Raw genomic sequence first — 19,167 nt, 5'->3', positions numbered from 1 at the left:
ACCCGGATCTCGCGTGCCCAGACCCGGATCTCGTGTGTGCGGAGTCTGGGCACGCGAGATCCGCCTCTGAGCAAGCAGGACTTCGGCCGGGCGGACCGACGCGCTGCGTGACACTTCCGGGTGGTTTTGTACCATCGCCCCTGACAAGGGGGCCTTCGTGAAGCCGTTGAACACCGGCGAACCCACCGGCGTGGGGCGCTACCGGGTGTTCGCCGCGCTCGGAGAGGGCGGGATGGGCCGGGTGCTGCTCGGGATCTCCTCCGACGGGCGCCTGGTCGCGATCAAGCAGGTCCACCCGGGGTTCGCGCACGATCCCGGCTTCCGCGAGCGGTTCCGCCGCGAGGTCGACACTTCGCGTCTGGTGTCCGGCGCGTACACCGCCCCGGTCATGGACGCCGATCCGAACGCGCCGACACCATGGCTGGCTTCGGTCTTCGTGCCGGGACCGTCGTTGTCCGAGGCGGTGACCGCGGGCGGGCCGCTGCCGCCGATGGCGGTCCGGCATCTCGCCGCGGGGCTCGCGCTGGCGCTCGGCGACATCCATCGCGCCGGGCTGATCCACCGGGATCTGAAGCCGAGCAACGTCATCCTCACCGGTGACGGTCCCAGGGTGATCGACTTCGGGATCGCCCGTGCCGTCGAGGGCGATTCGGAGCTCACGCACACCGGCGCGATCATCGGCTCGCCCGGGTTCATGTCGCCGGAGCAGGCCGAAGGGAAGCCACTGACCCCGGCGAGCGACCTGTTCTCGTTCGGCGCGCTGCTGGTGATGGCCGCGACCGGGGCGAACCCTTTCACCGGAACCTCCACTCCGCACACTCTGTACAACGTCGTGCACGTCCAGCCCGACCTGCGTCACCTGGCGCCGGAGCTCCGGCAGCTCGTCGAGCCGTGCCTGGCGAAGAACCCGGCGGACCGGCCGTCTCCGGCCTGGGTGCTGGAGAGACTGGGCCCGATCCCGCCGATGGCCGGCCCGTGGCCGCCGGTGGTGCCGCACCTCATCGAGGCACAGCAGGCCGAGGTCCGTCGGCTGCTGAACCCGCCTCCGCCGAAGCGATCCCGGCGTGGCTTGTACGCGGGACTCGCCGCGGCCGCCGTCGTGCTGCTGGCCGGTGGCGTCGTCACCGCGGTCTCGTTGAACAAGGAGGATCCGCCTCCTGCCGTCGCCGCGCCGAGTTCGTCGCCGCCGCTGGACGAACCGGCCGCCACCCCGGTCAACCAGGATCCGCTCGGCCCGGACAACCTGCGACGGGTGAACCTGTGCAAGGTGCTCGAAGGGCGCGACGTGCCCGGATTCGGCAAACTGAGCACGGCGATCGACATCCATTTCGATTCGTGCACGTACTCCTCGCCCGCGGGCAAGTGGCTGGAGCTGGGGGTCGGCGGCGATCTGATCGAGGGCGAATCCGGTGGCGAGCTGGAGGGGCTTCCGTTGCGAATCAAGGGTTCCGACGACTCGTGCGCGGTCGCGGTCCCCGTCACGGGGCTGCCGAACACCAAACTCGGCGCCGACGTGAACTCGATGTCCACAAAGGACGAGGCCTGCTCGGTGGTGAAGGCGGCCCTCACCGACGCGGTCAAACGGATCCGGGCCGGTGGCCAAGATCGCGAGCTTCCGGCAGGCACCCTCGCGCCGCTGGACCCGTGCGCGCTGGTCGGCCCCGCGACCACGGACCGGCTGATCGGGCCGGTGGTCGAAACGATCCGCGAGCATCTGCACCAATGCCGGTACGACGCGGCGGGCAACATCCGGGTGAGCTTCGTACGGTCCTACCCGCCGGTCCAGACGAAAGACTCCTACTACACGGGTTCCGCCACCCTGGATCTCGGCGGTACCAAGGTGTACCTGGCGAAGAAGGACGACGGTGTCGCTCGCTCCAGCTGTTCGCTGACCTGGCAGCACCGGTCCGTCAGCGACCGTGACGGGGAGAACGTCGAGCTGACCGTCGGCACCAGCGGGACGAAGATGACCGCCCACGAGGCGTGCGAGAAGGCGAAAGGCTTCGCCGAAGCATTGCTGCGAAAACTTCCGAAACCCTAGGGCTGATCAGTGAACCCGTTGAACCCCGCCGAACCCCGACAGATCGGCCCGTACCGGATCATCGCCGAACTCGGTGCGGGTGGCATGGGCCGGGTCGTGCTGGGTCTGGCCCCGGACGGCAGGCTTGTCGCGGTCAAACAGCTGCACGCCCAGTTCGCGCACGATCCGCGCTTCCGTGAACGGTTCCGGCGCGAGGTCGCCACGTCGCGTCTGGTCTCCGGCGCCTACACCGCCGCGGTCATGGACGCCGACGCGGAGGCGGAAACCCCGTGGCTCGCGTCGGTCTTCGTCACCGGCCCCTCCTTGAAGGAGGCAGTGGACGCCACCGGGCCGCTGCCCGCCGAGCCGGTGCGTCTGCTGGCGTCCGGGCTCGCCGCCGCGCTGACCGAGATCCACCGCGCCGGGCTGATCCACCGGGATCTCAAGCCCAGCAACATCATCCTGACGAGTGATGGACCCAGGGTGATCGACTTCGGCATCGCGCGGGTGGCGGAGGAGGCACAGGACCTCACCGGCACGGGCGCGATCATCGGGTCGCCCGCGTTCATGTCGCCGGAACAGGCAGGCAGCGGGCAGGTCACCGGGGCGAGTGACGTGTTCTCCCTCGGCGCGATCCTGGTCATGGCCGCGACCGGCCGCGGCCCTTTCACCGGTCCGACCGCGCCCCAGACGCTGTATAACGTCGTTCACGCCGCCGCGGACCTCGCCGACGTCCCGACAGAGATCCGGCGGCTCGCCGAGCCGTGCCTGGCCAAGGATCCGGCCCGCCGCCCGACCCCGCAACAGATCCTCGACTACCTCGGCCCGGTGCCGACGGCAGCCGCTCCCTGGCCGCCCGCCGTGCACGCTCGGATCCAGCAGCAAGACGCCGAAGTGCGCTCGGTGCTGGCCTTGCCGTTACCGGTCTGGCGGCCGCCTCCGAAGAAGATGGCACCGCGGACGAAGAAGATCCTCTTCGGCGCGCTCGCCGGAGTCGTCCTGCTCGTCGTCGCGGGGATCGTCGCGCTCGGCCTCTCCATCGCCGACTACGCCGAACCCCAGGATCCCGGAGTGACGTCGCTGGCGGCGTCCGAAGCGCTCAGCCCGGATCGGCTGCGCCTCGCCGACCCGTGCAAGGTGCTCGCCGGCCGGTTCGTGCAGGAGTTCGGGACCCTGAAGCCGGAAACGGATCCGATCCACCCGGCGCGCTGCAAGTACACCGGCCTCGACGACGTCTCCTTCGATGTCCAGCTCGGCGAAGGCGTGACCGCCAGCAGCCTCGAGCGGACGGACCGGACCGCCGAAGGACTTCCGTTGGTGCGCAGCACGATCAGCGGCGGATGCGACTCGGTGGTCCAGCTTCCGACGGATCGGCGGCTCGGTGTCGTCGTCTCCCATTCGAGCAGGGACGGTGACCCCTGCAAGGCCGCCGATGATCTGTTGACCGCCGCTCTCACCCGGCTGCGCACGCACGAGGTCGACCGCGCCGGTGACCCGGCGAGCCTGCTCCCGCTCGACCCGTGCGCGGTCGCCGATCCGGCGGTGCTCGTCAAGAACATGCCCAACGCGCAGCCCGTTCCGCGGACGCTGCGTATCTGCGAGTGGCAAGGCGGCGGGGACATGCTGACCGTCGAGTTGCAGCGGGGCGCCTACGCGCCCGAAGGGTCACCGGTCGACCTCGGCGACGGCGTCACCGGCGACCTCCGGGAGTTCGGGGACTCGAACTGCGTCGTGACCTGGACGCACCGTCCGCTGACGGACCGCGAGGTCGAACACGTCGCCGTCCGGCTGCTCGCCAGGGAGAGGAGCGGGAGCCCCTGCGACCGGACCAAGGCGATCGCGGGCTCGGTCGCTTCACGGTTGCCGAAACCCTGAGCCGCCTTGGTTTCGATCGAGAGGGGGATCCCCTGTGCGGGCCCGGAAACGAGTCCGCTAAACTGGTTTCAGTACGAACAACTTCACCACGCGCGTTTAGCTCAGCGGGAGAGCGCTTCCCTGACACGGAAGAGGTCACTGGTTCAATCCCAGTATCGCGCACCAGGTTCGCTTCCCCGGCGAACCGGAGTTCGTACCGCGGGCGATTAGCTCAGGGGGAGAGCGCTTCGTTCACACCGAAGAGGTCACTGGTTCGATCCCAGTATCGCCCACCGCAAGCAAAGCCCCATCCGGTCAGGGTGGGGCTTTTTGCGTGCGTCGGTCTTTGCGTTGCGCGGGTGGTGGGTCTCGCGAGTGGTAAGGACGGTTCCAACCCGACTTGCCACTCACGACCACCCCGACCGAAGCGCGGCCGCCCCCGGTGTCGCGAAAGCCACTTTCGCGACACCGGCCAGCCGACAGTAGGTATCCACGAGTCCAGATCAGATGCGCCTTCAGTAGCTTGCATCAACGCGTCGCGCGTCTGACGGAGCCGTTGTCCGGCCTGCTCGAGCTGGGCTACGGGCAGCTTGGCGACCGACTCGGTGACAGCACGTACGACGTCTAGAACCGACTTAGGCATCCTCGCGGCAAGATCGCTTAGAAACAACGAAGCGGGTCGCTACGCCGCAAGCCAGCCACGAGAGCCCTTCGCGGTTCAGCCGTGAGTACCGGCGGCTCTTCGGCGCACCGTCCCGGCAGGACGCTTGCCTCAGCGCAGTGACTCGAGCATCGGTGTGAGCGTGTCCATCGTCGCGGCGAGGTCGGACTTCGGGTCGGGGGAGTGGGCGAGCCAGACGGCGGCCTCGTTCATCGCCCCGGAAAGCAGGCGTACCAACGGTTCCACCGGACGCTTCGCCAGGACGCCGTCGGCCATCAGCCCGGTCAGCGCTTCGGCGAGGTGCCGTGCGGAGTACTCGTCGTCGAGTTCGCGCCAGTCCTGCCAGCCGAGCACGGACGGGCCGTCCAGCAGCATGATCTGCTGGATCTCCGGCTCGGTCGCCGCGGCGAGGAAGGCGCGGCAACCGGCCAGCAGTCCCGCCCACGAGTCCGGCGCGGCATCCGCGGCCAGCGCGACCTGCTCGCCGACGGAGTGCTGCACGACGGCGAGGACGTGCCGGAACAGGTCCGCCTTGCTGCTGAAGTGGTGGTAGAGCGCGCCTTTGCTCACGCCCGCGGTCTGGGCGATGCTCTCCAGTCCGACGTTGCCGTAGCCGTGCTCGGCGAACAGGCGGCGTGCGGTGGCGGTCAACGCCTCCCTCGTTTCTTCGCGCTGCTGCTGCTTCGTGCGGGCCATACCGGAATCTTGACATACCGACCGTCGGTTGGCTAATTTCGAAGAAGCAAACCGACGGTCGGTATTGTTACTGAAAACTAGGCGGCTCCATGCGGCTGACCAGCTTCTATCCCGTCCTCATGACCGAGCGGCTCGCCGAGACGCGCGACTTCTACCGCGACCACTTCGGCTTCGAGTCCACCTTCGAGGCCGACTGGTACGTCAGCCTCAAGCGTGGCGAGTGGGAGCTCGCGATCCTGGCCCCCGGCCACGGCACCATCCCCGGCGGGTTCGGCAAACCGGTGCAGGGGTTGTTGCTGAACTTCGAGGTCGACGACGTCGACGCCGAGCACCGGCGGCTGGTCGTCGATGCGCGCCTGCCCGAGGCGCTTTCCCTGCGTAGCGAGGAATTCGGGCAGCGGCACTTCATCGTCGCCGACCCGAACGGCGTGCTGATCGACGTGATCCAGCAGATCCCGCCGACCGGGGAGTACGCCGAGCAGTTCACCGACGAGGCGCGCCCGCGCTGACGAGCACGCCTAGGCGAGCCGGGACGCCGCCAACCTCGTTCGTAGGCGCGCGAGGGCGCGATGCTGAGCCACCCGGACGGCGCCAGGGGTGGACCCCACGGCCTCCGCCGTTTCTTCGGCGGACAATCCCACGACGACACGCAGGACCACGATCTCACGCTGTTTATCGGGAAGGACACGCAGGAGTTGCGCCATGCGCTCGTTCAGCTCGCCTTGCAGGGCGCGCTGCTCGGGGCCGACGTCACCCTCGATCTCGTCGGGGACCTCGGCGACCGGTTCGGCACGGTTACGGGCCGCGGCGCGATGCGCGTCGGCCACCTTGTGCTGGGCGATCCCGTAGACGAAGGCCAGGAACGGGCGGCCCTGATCACGGTACGAAGGCAATGCCGTGAGCACCGCGAGACACACCTCCTGAGCAACGTCGTCCGCGGAAGCGAACGAACGCTCCTGCCTGCCAACCCGAGCGCGGCAGTACCGCACCACCAAAGGACGGATGGCCGCCAGCAACCGCTCGACCGCTTGAGGATCACCCTCGACAGCAGCGGCGACCGGCTCATCCAAGCCATCGGTGCCTCGGCGCGTCGTCTGGCCTGCGGCGATCACCTGGCGTGTCAGCGCGCGGCTTTTGACTCGCGCCAATGTCTTGTCGAGGTCCGATCCGCTGCGGAGGGAGTCGTCGAAGGCATTGTCGCCCTGGAGCAGCCAGTTCGGCAGATCGCGGGTGTCAGTCACTGGTGTTGCCTCCCTTCGAGTGCCCAAGCGATGACGTCACGTTGCCGCGGGGGCAGTCGGTTCACCAGGCTTCCCGGTCGACGGGCTGGGATCGAACCCGCGTCCGGGCGATTCGGTGAGCCGCCCGTCGCGCCGAGCATCACCACTCCCTCCCCTACGGTCGTATATCACCAGTAGGGTTTCTTCGGGCAATCTCAGACCACGCGCTGACGAGCACAGCCAGCACAAACAACCCGCAAGCTGCGGCCGCCGATATCTGGAGCCCGGTGGTGCACGCGGCTCGTGCGGCTTCGAGCAATTCGTCGGCCGAACGCGACGTGAGGCCCGAGGCGGCTGCTTCCGCTTGCGCCGGCCCGGACAGGGCGAGCTGCCGCACCGGTTCGGGCACGCCGGGCGGGACGGCCAGGTGTCCCGCGTACACCGCGGCCGCCAGTGAACCGAACACGGTCGTCCCGAAACCCGCGCCCAGTTCGTAGCCCGTTTTCTCCACGGCCGCGGCGCCCCCGGCCTGATCCGCCGACGTCGCCGAAAGCAGGGTGTCGGTGCTCGAAGTGAGCGCGAGCGCCATCCCCAGCCCCAATCCCGCCAGTCCGGTACCGAGGAGCACTGGCGACGTCAGCGCGGCCGAGCCCGCCGCCGGGACCAGCAGTGACACCGCCGCGACGGCGAACCCGGCCGTACGGACGCGAGCGTTGCCGAACCGCTCCAGCAGCGAAGGCGTCACGACGCTGCCGACGGCCGACGCGCCGAGCACCAAGAGCAGCCGGGCGGCGGCCGCTGTCGGGGAGAGGCCGAGCACCACCTGCAGGTATTGGGCGAACAGCAGGCCGAGTCCGACCAGTGTGCTCATCACCAGCAGTACCCCGCCGACGGCGGCGCGCACTCCGGGAAGCCGGAACAGGGAGAGGTCCAGCAACGGCGGATCGGTCCGGCGCTGGCGGCGCAGGAACAGTCCGACGAGGACACAGCCGGCCGAGCCCGAAGCGACGGCCGGGAGCCAGGAACCCGGCTGGCCGACGGCGAACGCGATGCCGAGGACACCGCCCGCCGCGAGGGCGGCGCTGAGCGCGTCCCACGGTCGCCGCCCCGGCGGATTGCGGGGCAGCCACCGCAGCGCCAGCACCACGGCCGCCAAAATCACCGGCGGATTCAGCAGGAAAGTGGCGCGCCAGCCCCACGTTTCGACGAGCAGTCCGCCGAGGATCGGCCCGAACACCGAGCCGGTGCCCGCGATCCCGCTGCACACCGCGATCGCCGTGCGGCGGTGTCGCTGCTCCGGGAAGAGCTCCCGGAGCAGCGACATCGTCACCGGCATGATCATCGCGCCGCCTGCCCCGAGCACCGCGCGGAAGCCCAGCAACACCGGGACATTCGGCGCGAACGCGCAGCCGAGTGACGCGATCCCGAACACGACGTACCCGGTGACCAGGACGCGTCGCCGCCCGTACCGGTCGCCGAGGGTGCCGAACGGCAGCAGCAGCGGTGCGGCGGTCAGCGGGTAGATCGCCACGATCCACACCTGTGCCACCGCACCGGGCCGCAGGTCACGGACGAGGTCGGGCAACGCGACGTGCAGCACGGTCGCGTCGACCGCCACGAGGAAGAGCCCGGCGCCGAGCACCGCCAGCAGCGGCCAGGCGCGGATGACCGCTCGCTCGGCCCGGGCCGTGGTCACAGGAGCCCCGCCAGATGCCTCGCCACGACGTCGACGTGAGGCGGGTCGACGACCGACAGGTGATGGGCCTCGACCGGCACGATCTCCAGGCCGGGGCACAGGTCCGCCCAGCCCGCCGCGAGATCCGTCCGGGAATAGCGTGGTTCCATCGCCAGCCCGGCCGCGTACTGCTCGACAGCCCGGTAGAGCACAACCCGGCCGTCGTAGCGGCGGGGCGTCCCGCGTTCGGCCGCCAGTGTGTCCAAAAAGGACTGACGCTGGTGCCGGAGCACGCCGGGGCTGAGCAAGCCTGCTTCGGCGACCCTCCGCATGGTCAGCTCGATCTGTTCCTCTTCGGGCAACGGTGCCAGTTCCTCGTGGCCGAGCCGGACTTCGCGACCATAGGTCCCTTCGACGTAGCCGGTGAACCGCAGGAATCGCCGGGCGGACGAGGCGCGCGGATCGAGGTCCGGCTCCGGCAGCGGGAGCATGGTGTCGATCAGAGCGACGAATTCGACCTCCTCGCCTTCCTCCGCGAGCCGTGCGGCGACGCCGTAGGCCAGCGCCCCGCCGAACGACCAGCCCGCCAGCCGGTACGGCCGGTCGCGACGCTGCGCCCGCACCAGTGGCAGCAGCTGTTCGACGCGTTCCTCGATGCCGACACCGGGAACACGTTCGAAGCCGATGCACGGCACCGACGTGGGCAGCCGGTCCAGCAGCGGCCGGTAGACGGTGCACGTGCTGCCGCCGGGGTGGAACAGCAGCAGCGGCGCGATCCCGTCCTCACCGGACGTCAGGACGTGCACCGGTCCCTGTTCCTCCCGCGTGTCGAGGACGGCGCGAGCGACGTCGGCGATGGCGGCGAGCGAGTCGTGCCGCCGGAGTTCGGCGGCGTCGACCGGGGTGGCGAGTTCGGTGCTGAGGCCCTCGGCTAGTAGTTCGGCCAGCCGATCCGGGGTGCCGGTCTCGGTCAGCCGGACGTTCGTGCCACCCGCGTCGGTCCCGGTGTGCTCCTGCCACAGGCGCAGCACCAGCCGGTCGGCCGCGTCCCAGGCCCGGCCTCCGGCCGGAAGCGGAGCCTCGTCTTCGCGCGGCGCGAGGTCGCGGCTGAGGTCGGCGAGGGTGGCGCCCCGGAGCACGCTGGCCGCGTCGGGTTCGGTGCCGAACTCCCGGCGGACGGCTTCGCGGATCCGGTTCGCCATCAGGGAATCCAGCCCGAGTTCGACGAGCGGGACATCGGCGTCGATGCGGTCGGGCCGCAGCCCCATGACGGCGGCGACGATCTCGGTCAGCCGGTTCCCGCCGGTGCTCCGCACGGGTTCGGGTTCGGTCGTGCGTGCCGCGAAAGACGGCGGTTCCTCGGCGGAGGTGTACCAGTGCCGCTCGTGCCGCCACGGCATCGGCGGGACGTCGACGAGGCGGGCGCCGTCGTCCGGATCGGCGGGGGTGATCCGCGTTCCCGCGCAATAGAGTTCGGCCGCCGCGGCGCCCAGCGCGCGGACCTCGTCCTGACCACGGCGCAGCGTTCCGGTGACGACGGCGTCGTGGATCCCTTCGGCAGCGAGCGTCCGCGCCACCGATCCCCGCAGGATCGGATGCGGTGACACCTCGACGAAGACACGGTGCCCGTCCGCGGCGGCGGCCGCCACGGCCTGCCGGAACCGCACCGGACGGCGCAGATGCGCGGCCCAGTACCCGGCGTCGAAGTCCGGCGGATCCGCCGGATCGGCCGAAACCGTGTCGTACCAAGGCACTGTCGGACGTCGTCCGCCCAGTTCGGCGAGCGCCTCCCGGAGTGCGGGCAGGACCGGATCGACGCGGGCGGAGTGCCCGGCGACCTCGACCGGCAGCCGCCGCGCGGTCAGCCCGGCGGCCTCGAGTTCCGCGACGAGCAGGTCGAGGACGGTGGCATCCCCGGCAACGGTCAGCTGACCCGGCGCGGATTCGACGGCGAGTTCGATGTCCGGGTACAGCTCGAGTTCCTCCGGCGCGAGTTCCACCGCCGCCATCGCTCCTCCCGGACCGATCGTGCCAAGGAGCCGGGCACGGGTCGCGACCAGGTGGACGGCCTCGTCGGGGGTGAGCACACCGCTCACCACGGCGGCGGCCGCGGAGCCCAGCGAGTGCCCGATGACGGCCGACGGCCGGACCCCGAGCGCCTCCCATTGGGCGGCCAGCGCGATCTGCGTCCCGAAGATCGCCGCCTGGGTTTCGGGCAACGGCAACGGCTCCCCGGTGGTGAGCAGGGAACGCAGCGATCGGCCGGTGTGCTCGATGAACAGATCACCGAGTTTGTCGACCTGCGCGGCGAAGGCGGGCTCGGCCGCGAGCAAGCCGAGGCCCATGCCAGGCCACTGGGAACCGTGGCCGGAGAACACGAACACCGGGCCGTCGGTGGTCCGGGTGGCACCGACGGCCGCGCCCGCGGGCAGCGGATCGGCACCGGAGCCTACGGCGCGCAGCAGCACCGCCAGTTCCGCGGTGTCCCCGGCGACGACGGCGGCGCGGTGCGGTCCGCCGTTGTCCCGCCGGAACAGGGTGTGGGTGACGTCGGCGAGGGAATTCGACGGCGTTGCCGAGGATTCCAGCCAGTTCGCCAGTTGCGTCGCCCGTTCGGTGAGGCGGTCGCGGGTGCGGGCGGACAGCAGCCCGATCCGGACGTCGGCGCGGTCCGGCGCCGGTTCCAGTGCCGGGGCCTGTTCGAGGACGACGTGCGCGTTGGTCCCGCCGAACCCGAACGCGGACACTCCGGCCGTGGCGCGGCCGGACCGGCGCGGCCAAGGCGTCGGTTCGGTCACCACCCGGAGTCCCAAATCGTCGAACGGGATGTGCGGGTTGGGCGCGGAGAAATGCAACTGGGGCGGTAACTCGTCGTGGGTCATCGCGAGGACGACCTTGATCAGCCCGGCGATCCCGGCGGCCGCCTCCGCGTGCGCGATGTTCGTCTTCACCGAACCGATCAGCAGCGGGGCGTCGGCGGGACGGTCCTTGCCGAGCACGGCGCCGAGCGAGCGGGCCTCGATCGGGTCGCCGAGCAGGGTGCCGGTGCCGTGCGCCTCGACGTAGTCCACAGTGGACGGATCGAGCCGGGCACCGTGGTAGGCCGTGCGCAGCATGTCCTGCTGGGCGACGGGATTCGGCGCCGCCAGGCCTTGGGACCGGCCGTCGGAGTTGACCGCGGTGGAGCGGATCACCGCGAGCACCCGGTCGCCGTCGTACTCGGCGTCCGCCAGCCGTTTGAGCACGACGACGCCGCAGCCCTCAGCGCGCGCGATGCCGTCGGCGCCCGCGGCGAACGTCTTGCAGCGGCCGTCCTCGGCGAGCAGTCCCGCCGCCGCGAACGCGGCCGTCGGCCCGGGCAGCAGCATGAGGTTCACCCCACCGGCCAGTGCGAGATCGGCCTCGCCGTCACGCAGCGCCCGCACCGCGTGGTGCACCGCGACCAGTGACGAGGAGCAGGCGGTGTCCACCGCCATGCTCGGCCCGCGCAGGTCGTAGATGTAGGACAGCCGGTTGGCCGAGATGCTCCCGGCCGCACCGGTGGCCGTCCACAGGTCCACCCCGCCGCCCGCCATCGTGAGGTGCCCGTAGTCGTGGGTGGAGATCCCGGTGAACACGCCGGTCCGGCTGCCGCGCAGGGAAACCGGGGCGATCCCGGCGTGTTCCAGTGCCGCCCAGGCGACCTCCAGGAGCATCCGCTGCTGCGGGTCCATGGTGGACGCCTCGCGCGGGGTGATGCCGAAGTGGTCGGCGTCGAAACCGGCGACGTCGTCGAGGAACCCGCCGACGACCGGTGCCGCGTCCGCGGTCCACCGTCCGGGCGGCGCGGTCCGGACGGCGTCCCGCCCGCTGCTCAACAGGTCCCAGAACTCTTCGAGACCGTTCGCTCCCGGCCAGCGGCAGCCGAGGCCGACGACGGCGATCGGATCGGTCCGGCGACGGTCCGTGCCGGTCACCTCCGGTTCCGGTTCGGTGCCGCCGGTGAGGGAGCGGGCAAGGTGGTCGAGGGTCGGGCTTTCCCACAGCAGGGTTGCCGGGAGCGGGGTGCCGAGCAGGTCTTCGAGGTCCGCGGCGATGCCGACGGCCTGCCGGGAGGACAGGCCGTAGTCGCTGAGCGGACGGTCGGGTTCGAGCCGGGTGGGGTCCACGCCGATGTGCTCGGCGACCGTGTCGAGCAGCCAGCGGCGCAGTGCGGGGGTGTCGAGCGTCGGGTTTCTCATCGCACCAGGGCCTTTCCGTAGTCGCCTGCGAGGTAACGGTCGCGGCAGGCGCTACGCGCGATCTTGCCGCTGGAGGTGCGCGGGACCAGGCCCGCCGGGACGAGCACGACGTCACGCAAGGAAAGGCCGTGCGCGTCGGATACGAGGCGCCGGATCGAGGCGGTGAGGGCTCGTTCGTCCTCCGTCGTCAGTTCACTGTGGCCACGGTGTTCGGCGACGATGACCGCGGCTTCGGTGTCGGTGCCCTCGACAGCGAACGAGGCGACACTGCCGGGGCGGATGTCGCGGTCGGCAGAGGCCGCCGTCGCTTCGACGTCCTGCGGGTAGTGGTTGCGGCCGTCGATGATGAGCAGGTCCTTGATGCGGCCGGCGATGTAGATCTCGCCGTCGTACCGGACGCCGAGGTCGCCGGTGCGGAGCCAGGGCCACTCGGGAATTCCCGGGTGGTCGCCGGTCAGCCGGGCGCCGAAGGTCTCGGTGCTCTCCAGGGGTTTCTGCCAGTAGCCGGTACCGACGTTGGGGCCGTGGACCCAGATCTCACCGACCGAACCGTCTTCCAGCGCCACCCCGGTTTCCGGGTCGACGAGCGCCACATGCTGTCCGACGGGGACACCGCAGGCGACGAGCTTGAGGCCGTCATCGGCCTGCCGCGCGATGCCCGATCCGAGGGCGGCGCGGTCGAAGGTGGTGACCCGAGGCGGTACACCGGGCCCGGTGGTGACGAAGACGGTCGCCTCGGCGAGGCCGTAGGCGGGCCGGGTCTTGTCCGGCGTGTAGCCGGAATCGGCGAACGCGGCGTGGAACCGGTCCAGTACCCCGGGGTTGATCGGTTCGGCGCCGTTGACGATCGCGGCGACGCGGTCGAGGCGGAGCCGGGCGCGGTCCTCCTCGCGTACCCGGGTCGCGCTGTAATGGAAGGCGAAGTTCGGCGCGGCACTCCAGCTTCCCTTGTGGTCGCTCAGCAACTCCAGCCAGCGGACCGGCCGTTCGATGAAGGCCAGCGGATCCATCAGCACCGACCGCATGCCCATCGCCAGCGGCGTGATCAGCCCGAGCACGAGACCCATGTCGTGGAACAGCGGCAGCCACGACACGGTGGTCCCCGTCGGGGCGATGCCGAGGCCGTGCACGGCCTGGCTGACGTTGGCCAGCACGTTCTCGTGGGTCAGGACCACACCCGCCGGGGTACGGGTCGAACCGGAGGTGTACTGCAGGTACGCCACGTCGTCCGGTGCCGCGGCCGGGGCGGGCCACGCGCGGGCCGGGCCTTCGATGGGCTGGTCGACCGCGACGACGGCGACGCGTTCGCCGCCGGGCAGTCCGGCGAGGAACTCGCGGACCGCGTCCTCGGACGCGGCGGTGGTGACCACGGCGGTGGGGGAGCAGTCGGTCAGCACCGCGGCGAGCCTTCCGGCGTGCCCCGGCAGTCCGGGGTCGAACAGCGGCACGGCGACCGCGCCCGCGGTGATCGCGCCGAGGAAACCGACGACGTAGTCCGCGCTCTGCGGGCACAGCACGGCCACCCGGTCGCCGGGACGGACGGGGAGCGCGCTCGCGACGGCGTCGACGCGTTCCTGGAGTTGCCCCCAGGTCAGGGTCTTCCGTCGCCCGGCGCGATCGGTCGCGAAGTCGGCGAAGGTCAGGGCCGGCCGGTCGCCGTCGACGTCCGCCCAATGCCGAAGGCAGGCGGGGAGGGTGGTGCCGGCCGTGGCGGGCAGGTTTTCGGGGGCCAGAGACATGGCATCTCCTCATTGTCTGGTGGTGAAACCGCGACCGCGATCGACGTCGGCAGGGCGCTGCTTGGTCAGCTATGTCGCGGTTGCGGACGGGGCGCCCTGCCACCGCGATAGCGGGGCCTTCGGCCGGGCGGGTCAGGGGTTCGGCGGGGTGGTGCGGGGTTCAGCGGCCGAGCGGTCCGGCGGCGTGCTGCCAGGCGGCGACGGCGAGGGCGTCGAGATCGAGGCCGGTGGTTCCGGCGTCACGAAGCACGACCAGTACGTCGTCGGCGGCGATGGCGACAGTGCGCAGGCGCAGTCCCGGCAGCTCGGGGGGCTGTCCGGGTAGCGTCAGGAGTTGCTGGTACGAAAGGGTTTTCGCGCCCGTCACGGCGGGCGGGGGTTGGACGGTGACGGTCGACACCGCGGAACCGGCCGCGTCGTCGACCGTCACCTTCGAGCACCGCGCGGCCTGCGCGGCCCACGCCGTCAGGTCGGGCGGGTTCGTCGTACGCGCGACGAGTTCGGAAACCTGCCCGCCGGGCACCGCGGACTGGAAACCCTGGCCGGTGGCGGTGGAGCCGACCAGTCTGCCGTGGACGACGTCCTCGCAGCCGCCGATGTCGATCCGGCTCTCCTCTCGGTCCGAGGTGGACAGTGCCGCGGCCAGGTCGAAACCGTCGCGCGCGGACGCGTGCGGGACGGTGTCCGGCGGGAGGAGGGCGGCGGGCGGAACGGCGGTCTGAACGGCGGGAGGGGGCGGCGCCGCGACCGCCTGAATCGATTCTCCGGGCGTGCCGGAAATGGTCGCCACCGCGGCGGCGGAGACGACGAGCGCGCGAATTCGGGCAGCCATGAATAGCCCTTTCGGAAGGGTCCTGATGGGGTCGCGGTCCCTTCGGTGGGACGCAAGCGCCAGGGTCGCGTCAGCGGACGCCGAACCTGGGCGGCACGACGAAGGCTACGGCGGGAAATCGAATACCGGAAGGTATCAAGAGAACGTAAATGTCTTTCGTGTACAGGGTGTGACCTGGGGCTTCCAGGCTTTTCCCTGGTGCGTGAGCCAGTCTGGTACCACCGTGCCACTGTCGCTCACCGTCCGTAAGCGACGGGTCACCCGGATGGGGGAGGTGGACACATTTCTTGTTTCCCTGGCATTCACATTGTCCTCCCGTAATGTGGGCAGGACAATTGCTCGGAGGGGCTTCTTCCGCTTAACGTGTCGACACCTCGGATTTCTTAGCGAGTAATCGCCGTCACATTTTCGAATTCTGTCGAACGACCGGGACAAAGGATTACGTATGCGCAATACTTCGAGGCGGCTGTGGGCCGTCGCGCTGCTGGCGGCCGTGACGAGCTTGCTGCCGAGCATCGCCACCGCCCCGGCGCTGGCCGAGAGCGGTGTCCCGGACGCCCGTGCCGACGACGGATCGCACGTTATCGCCCAGACCACTGTGGACGGCGATCCGCGGATGCTGGACCTCACCGTGCGCTCGGTCGGCGTCGGGAGCTACGCGATGGTCCGGTTGATCCTGCCGTCGGGATGGGACGCCGAACCGGACCGGAAGTGGCCGGCGGTGTACCTGCTCGCCGGGGAGACGCGCTTGCAGGACTATCGCGGCTGGACGGCCAACACCGACATCCGGAAGCTCGCCGACGATTCCGGCGCGCTGGTGGTGATGCCGGGTTCCGGTTCCGCGGGGTTCTTTTCCGACTGGTGGAATTACGGCAAGGACGTCGTCCTCAATCAATGGGAGACGTTCACCGCGGTCGAGATCCCGCAGCTGATCGATCGTGGCTTTCGCGGCGACGGGCGGCGGGTGGCGGCGGGGCTCTCACTCGGCGGATACGGCGCGGTGGAGCTCGCCGCCCGGCGGCCGGGGGTGTTCCGGTTCGCCGGGTCGTTCAGCGGCAACCTCAACCCCACCGGACCGTACGGCGAGTTGCTGACCAGCGCGATCGTCGCCTCGGCCCGGCAGGATCCCGAAGCGCTCTGGGGCGACCGGCGACGCCAGGCGTCCCGCTGGGAAGCGCACGATCCGCTGGTGAACGCCGACCGCCTGCGCGGCACCGAGCTGTACCTGTCGACGGGCAACGGCCTGCCGGGACCGTTCGACGGCAAGCTCCCGATCGACGTGCTGCCCGGAGCGATGCTGCTCGAGTTCCTGTGCTCCGGCCAGACCACCGCGATGGCCGACCGGCTGAACCGCCTCGGCGTCCCGGTCGTGACCGACTTCTACGGGCCGGGCACGCACCACTGGGCGTACTGGCAGGACCAGTTGCACAAGACCTGGCCGCGGATGCTGCGCGCGCTGTCGGCACCGGTGAAGACGGGGGAGGCGTCATGACTCGTCCTTCCTATGTGGTCACCGGGGCTTCGAGCGGGATCGGCAGGGCCTGCGTGACCGAACTCGTCCGCCGGGGCGCCCACGTCTGGGCCAGTGTGCGCACCGACGCGGACGAAACCGAACTCGTCCGCGTGTACGGCGAAGAGGTCTCCGTGCTGCGGATGGATCTCCGGGACGCGGCGTCGATCGCGGCGTGCGGGGAGAAGGTCGCGGCGGCGGGACCGTTGCGGGGACTGGTGAACAACGCCGGGATGGCCCGTCCGGGACCGCTGGAACATGTCCCGCTGGAGGATTTCCGGCAGCAGCTGGAGGTCAACGTCACCGGTCAGCTCGCCGTCACGCAGGCGATGTTGCCCGCGCTGCGCGCCGCGCCCGCCGCCCGTGTGGTGACGGTCGGGTCGATGGGCGGGCGCATCGCCGGGCCGATGGTCGGGCCGTATCACACGTCGAAGTTCGCCTTGGTCGGGTTGACCGACAGTCTGCGCGCCGAACTGGCGCCGTCCGGGATCGGCGTCATCCTCGTCGAGCCCGGCGCGGTGGCCACTTCGATCTGGCCACGCGCCCGTGCCGCCGCCGAGGAGGTGCGCGCCGCTTTGCCGGAAGTAGCGCGGGAAAGGTATGCGGTGCAACTGGCAGAGGCCGAGCGCAGCGCGGAACGTTCCGCGAAGAACGGTGTACCGCCGGAACAGGCCGCTCGGGTCGTCGTCCACGCGCTGACCGCTCGCCGTCCGGCGCCGCGGTATCTGGTCGGCCGGGACGCGCGGATCGCGGCGGTACTGGCGAACCTGCCGTTCCGGCTCCGTTACCGGCTGACCGCGGCGAAGCGATGAGCCGGCTCGTCGTGGTCGTCGCTCCCGGTTCGCGCGGCGATGTCCAGCCGTGTATCGCCCTGGGGTGTGGTCTCGCCCTCGACGGCGATCGTGTGCGGGTGCTGGCGGCGGAGCGGTTCCGGGCGCTGGTGACCGAGCGCGGCCTGGACTTCGCGCCGCTTTCGGCCGATCCCGGTGACGTCCTCGGTTCGGACGGCGGACGCGAATGGACCGAGGGCGGGCGTAATCCCGCGACGTTCCTGCGCGGGCTGCGGGGCGCTTTGGCTCCCGTGCTGGAGCGCCTGCTCGCGGATGTCCGCAAAGGATCGTCCGGAGCGGATCTCGTGCTCGCGCCGACGCTGGGTTTCCTCGGCGCGCACCTGGGTGCCTCGCTCGGTGTACCCGATGTAGAACTGCACTACCAGCCCAGCGTGCCGACCCGAGCCTTCGCGCATCCGTTGCTGCCGTGGTCTTCCAGGCTCGGTCCGGGTGGGCGGCGGCTGAGCTTCCACGCCGTCGACACCGTCGCCTGGCAGGTGCTGCGCCCCGAAGTGGACCGCTGGCGCGAGCACTCGCTCGGACTGCCCGCGGCCGGCGTGCGTGGACCCCGGAGAAAGGAGACCCCGGTGCTGTGCGGGTTTTCCGACGCCGTCGTGCCCCGGCCGAAGGATTGGCCCGCCAGGGTCCACGTCACCGGATACTGGTTCCTCGATACTCCCGCCGCGTGGAGGCCGGACCCACGCTTGCGCGACTTCCTCGCTTCGGGGCCGCCGCCGGTGTACGTCGGTTTCGGCAGCATGCGGCCGTCGGAGGCTGAGCGGACCTTCGCCGCTGTCCGCACGGCGTTGCGCCGGGTCGGGCTGCGCGGTCTTCTCGGTACCGATATCGAGCTCGACGACGACGATCTGCTGGCGGTCCAGGACGTCCCGCACGCGTGGCTGTTCCCGCGCACCGCGGCGGTGGTGCATCACGGCGGCGCGGGCACGACCGCGGCGGCGTTGCGGGCGGGCGTCCCGGCGCTGGTCTGCCCGGTCTTCTCCGACCAGCCCTTCTGGGGTGACCGGGTCTCCCGTCTCGGCGCGGGCCCGCGTCCGCTACCGCTACGGGAAATCACCGCGGACGCCTTGACCGCTAGGCTGCTGGAGCTGTCCGGCAACCTCCTGTTTCGTCGTGGGGCGCAGTTCGTCGCAGCGCGGCTGCGTGCGGAGGACGGGGTGGCGCGGGCCCGAGAGGTGCTGCGGGACGTGGGTCAGCGCAGCTCCGCGAGATAGGTGGAGAGGCAGCCGAAACAGGACTGCCAGCCGTCGACGTGCTCGTCGCGCTCCACCACGGTCTCGAAAATGGCTTGGTGGAACGTCATTTCGGTTTTGCCGTCGCGGTCGGAGAAGCCGATCGTGACGAGAGTGTCGTGCCCCCGCGCGCCTTCCGGTTCCTCCCAGGCGAAACTGAAGACGAGCCGCTCCGGCGGGACGATCTCGTGGTAGACCCCCGAGGCCCACAGGTCGGTTTCGCCGTCGCTGACGCAGATCCGCCAGCGGCCGCCCTCGGCGAGGTTGACCGTGCAGGACTTGGTGGTGAACCCGGCCGGGCCCCACCAGCGGGCGAGATGGTCCGGATCGGTCCACACCTGGAAGGCGAGTTCGCGGGGCGCGTCGAGGAGGCGCGTGATCGTCAGGTCGGTCATCGATTCTCTTCCGCGACGAGGTTGTGAGGGTATTCAACCAGAGAGTTGATCAACGTGTTGGTTGAACTGTAGTGGGCTGAGTGGCCGTGTCAAGACGCGAGTAGTCGACTGGTTGCGGTGGTCTTAGTTCGCGTGAAGCGGGGTGCCTCGGGTACCTACTGGGATTTGGGTGCGATTGACCGCGGTTCCGGTCCGTGATGCCCAGCGGCCGTGTCGCGAAAGCCACTTTCGGGACATCAGACGTCGCGAAAGTGGCTTTCGCGAC

13 protein-coding genes and 2 tRNA genes are annotated in these 19,167 nt (G+C 70.4%); 8 read left to right on the top strand and 7 right to left on the bottom strand.

What is annotated here, in order from left to right:
* Positions 1-157 precede the first annotated feature (157 nt).
* The 4 genes from ACM6LR_RS34210 to ACM6LR_RS34195 all read left to right on the top strand — a co-directional run bounded on the left by ACM6LR_RS34210 (position 158) and on the right by ACM6LR_RS34195 (position 4,167).
* Positions 158-2,041 carry a serine/threonine-protein kinase gene (locus tag ACM6LR_RS34210; RefSeq protein ID WP_414940293.1) on the top strand — a complete coding sequence of 628 codons (1,884 nt, stop codon included), beginning with the start codon at positions 158-160 and terminating at the stop codon, positions 2,039-2,041.
* 9 nt (positions 2,042-2,050) lie between these two features.
* Positions 2,051-3,895, top strand: a complete 1,845-nt coding sequence (locus ACM6LR_RS34205; RefSeq protein ID WP_414945264.1) for a protein kinase domain-containing protein — start codon at positions 2,051-2,053, stop codon at positions 3,893-3,895.
* Positions 3,896-3,985: 90 nt separating this feature from the next.
* Positions 3,986-4,060, top strand: a tRNA-Val gene (locus ACM6LR_RS34200).
* Positions 4,061-4,095: 35 nt separating this feature from the next.
* Positions 4,096-4,167 (top strand) — tRNA-Val (locus ACM6LR_RS34195).
* A 479-nt stretch (positions 4,168-4,646) separates the two neighbouring features.
* Here ACM6LR_RS34195 and ACM6LR_RS34190 read toward each other — a convergent pair.
* Entirely contained in the window at positions 4,647-5,231 is a 585-nt protein-coding gene (locus ACM6LR_RS34190; protein ID WP_414940296.1) for a TetR/AcrR family transcriptional regulator, read from the bottom strand.
* A gap of 89 nt (positions 5,232-5,320) precedes the next feature.
* On the opposite strand from ACM6LR_RS34190, the gene ACM6LR_RS34185 reads away from it, so the two are divergent.
* Entirely contained in the window at positions 5,321-5,740 is a 420-nt protein-coding gene (locus tag ACM6LR_RS34185) for a VOC family protein (protein WP_414940297.1), read from the top strand.
* A gap of 9 nt (positions 5,741-5,749) precedes the next feature.
* Here the strand turns inward: ACM6LR_RS34185 and shbA are convergent, their stop codons facing one another.
* The 5 genes from shbA to ACM6LR_RS34160 all read right to left on the bottom strand — a co-directional run bounded on the left by shbA (position 5,750) and on the right by ACM6LR_RS34160 (position 14,917).
* Positions 5,750-6,340 carry an RNA polymerase sigma factor ShbA gene (shbA, locus tag ACM6LR_RS34180; RefSeq protein ID WP_414945302.1) on the bottom strand — a complete coding sequence of 197 codons (591 nt, stop codon included), beginning with the start codon at positions 6,338-6,340 and terminating at the stop codon, positions 5,750-5,752.
* Between the two features lie 286 nt (positions 6,341-6,626).
* Positions 6,627-8,147, bottom strand: coding sequence for an MFS transporter (locus ACM6LR_RS34175; RefSeq protein WP_414945263.1), 1,521 nt, complete (start codon positions 8,145-8,147; stop codon positions 6,627-6,629).
* Positions 8,144-12,346, bottom strand: a complete 4,203-nt coding sequence (locus ACM6LR_RS34170; RefSeq protein ID WP_414945262.1) for a beta-ketoacyl synthase N-terminal-like domain-containing protein — start codon at positions 12,344-12,346, stop codon at positions 8,144-8,146. Before ACM6LR_RS34170 ends, ACM6LR_RS34175 begins: the two co-directional genes overlap by 4 nt.
* Positions 12,343-14,085 (bottom strand): fatty acyl-AMP ligase, encoded by a 1,743-nt coding sequence (locus tag ACM6LR_RS34165; RefSeq protein WP_414940300.1) that lies wholly within the window; start codon positions 14,083-14,085, stop codon positions 12,343-12,345. The genes ACM6LR_RS34170 and ACM6LR_RS34165 overlap by 4 nt, the downstream gene beginning before the upstream one ends.
* A 160-nt stretch (positions 14,086-14,245) precedes the next feature.
* Complete coding sequence (locus ACM6LR_RS34160; protein WP_414940301.1) at positions 14,246-14,917, bottom strand: hypothetical protein; 672 nt, start codon at positions 14,915-14,917, stop codon at positions 14,246-14,248.
* Between the two features lie 445 nt (positions 14,918-15,362).
* On the opposite strand from ACM6LR_RS34160, the gene ACM6LR_RS34155 reads away from it, so the two are divergent.
* Genes ACM6LR_RS34155 through ACM6LR_RS34145 form a run of 3 tightly spaced genes read left to right on the top strand, consistent with a single transcriptional unit; the run spans position 15,363 to position 18,489 of the window.
* Positions 15,363-16,409: an alpha/beta hydrolase gene (locus tag ACM6LR_RS34155; protein WP_414940302.1), complete on the top strand. Its 1,047-nt coding sequence runs from the start codon at positions 15,363-15,365 to the stop codon at positions 16,407-16,409.
* Positions 16,406-17,239 (top strand): SDR family NAD(P)-dependent oxidoreductase, encoded by an 834-nt coding sequence (locus ACM6LR_RS34150; protein WP_414940303.1) that lies wholly within the window; start codon positions 16,406-16,408, stop codon positions 17,237-17,239. The genes ACM6LR_RS34155 and ACM6LR_RS34150 overlap by 4 nt, the downstream gene beginning before the upstream one ends.
* On the top strand, positions 17,236-18,489 hold the full coding sequence (locus ACM6LR_RS34145) for a glycosyltransferase (RefSeq protein ID WP_414945261.1): 1,254 nt from the start codon (positions 17,236-17,238) through the stop codon (positions 18,487-18,489). Before ACM6LR_RS34150 ends, ACM6LR_RS34145 begins: the two co-directional genes overlap by 4 nt.
* On the opposite strand, the gene ACM6LR_RS34140 is transcribed toward ACM6LR_RS34145, so the two are convergent.
* The gene (locus ACM6LR_RS34140; RefSeq protein WP_414940305.1) at positions 18,468-18,902 is read right to left on the bottom strand and encodes an SRPBCC family protein; all 435 of its coding nucleotides are present in this window, start codon (positions 18,900-18,902) and stop codon (positions 18,468-18,470) included. The two genes, ACM6LR_RS34145 and ACM6LR_RS34140, sit on opposite strands and share 22 nt — an antisense overlap.
* Positions 18,903-19,167 lie beyond the last annotated feature (265 nt).

The organism is Amycolatopsis sp. cmx-11-32 (assembly GCF_047608695.1).
GTDB lineage: Bacteria > Actinomycetota > Actinomycetes > Mycobacteriales > Pseudonocardiaceae > Amycolatopsis.
Note: the sequence above shows the minus strand (reverse complement) of the source record. Positions and strands in the feature narration are given on the sequence as shown.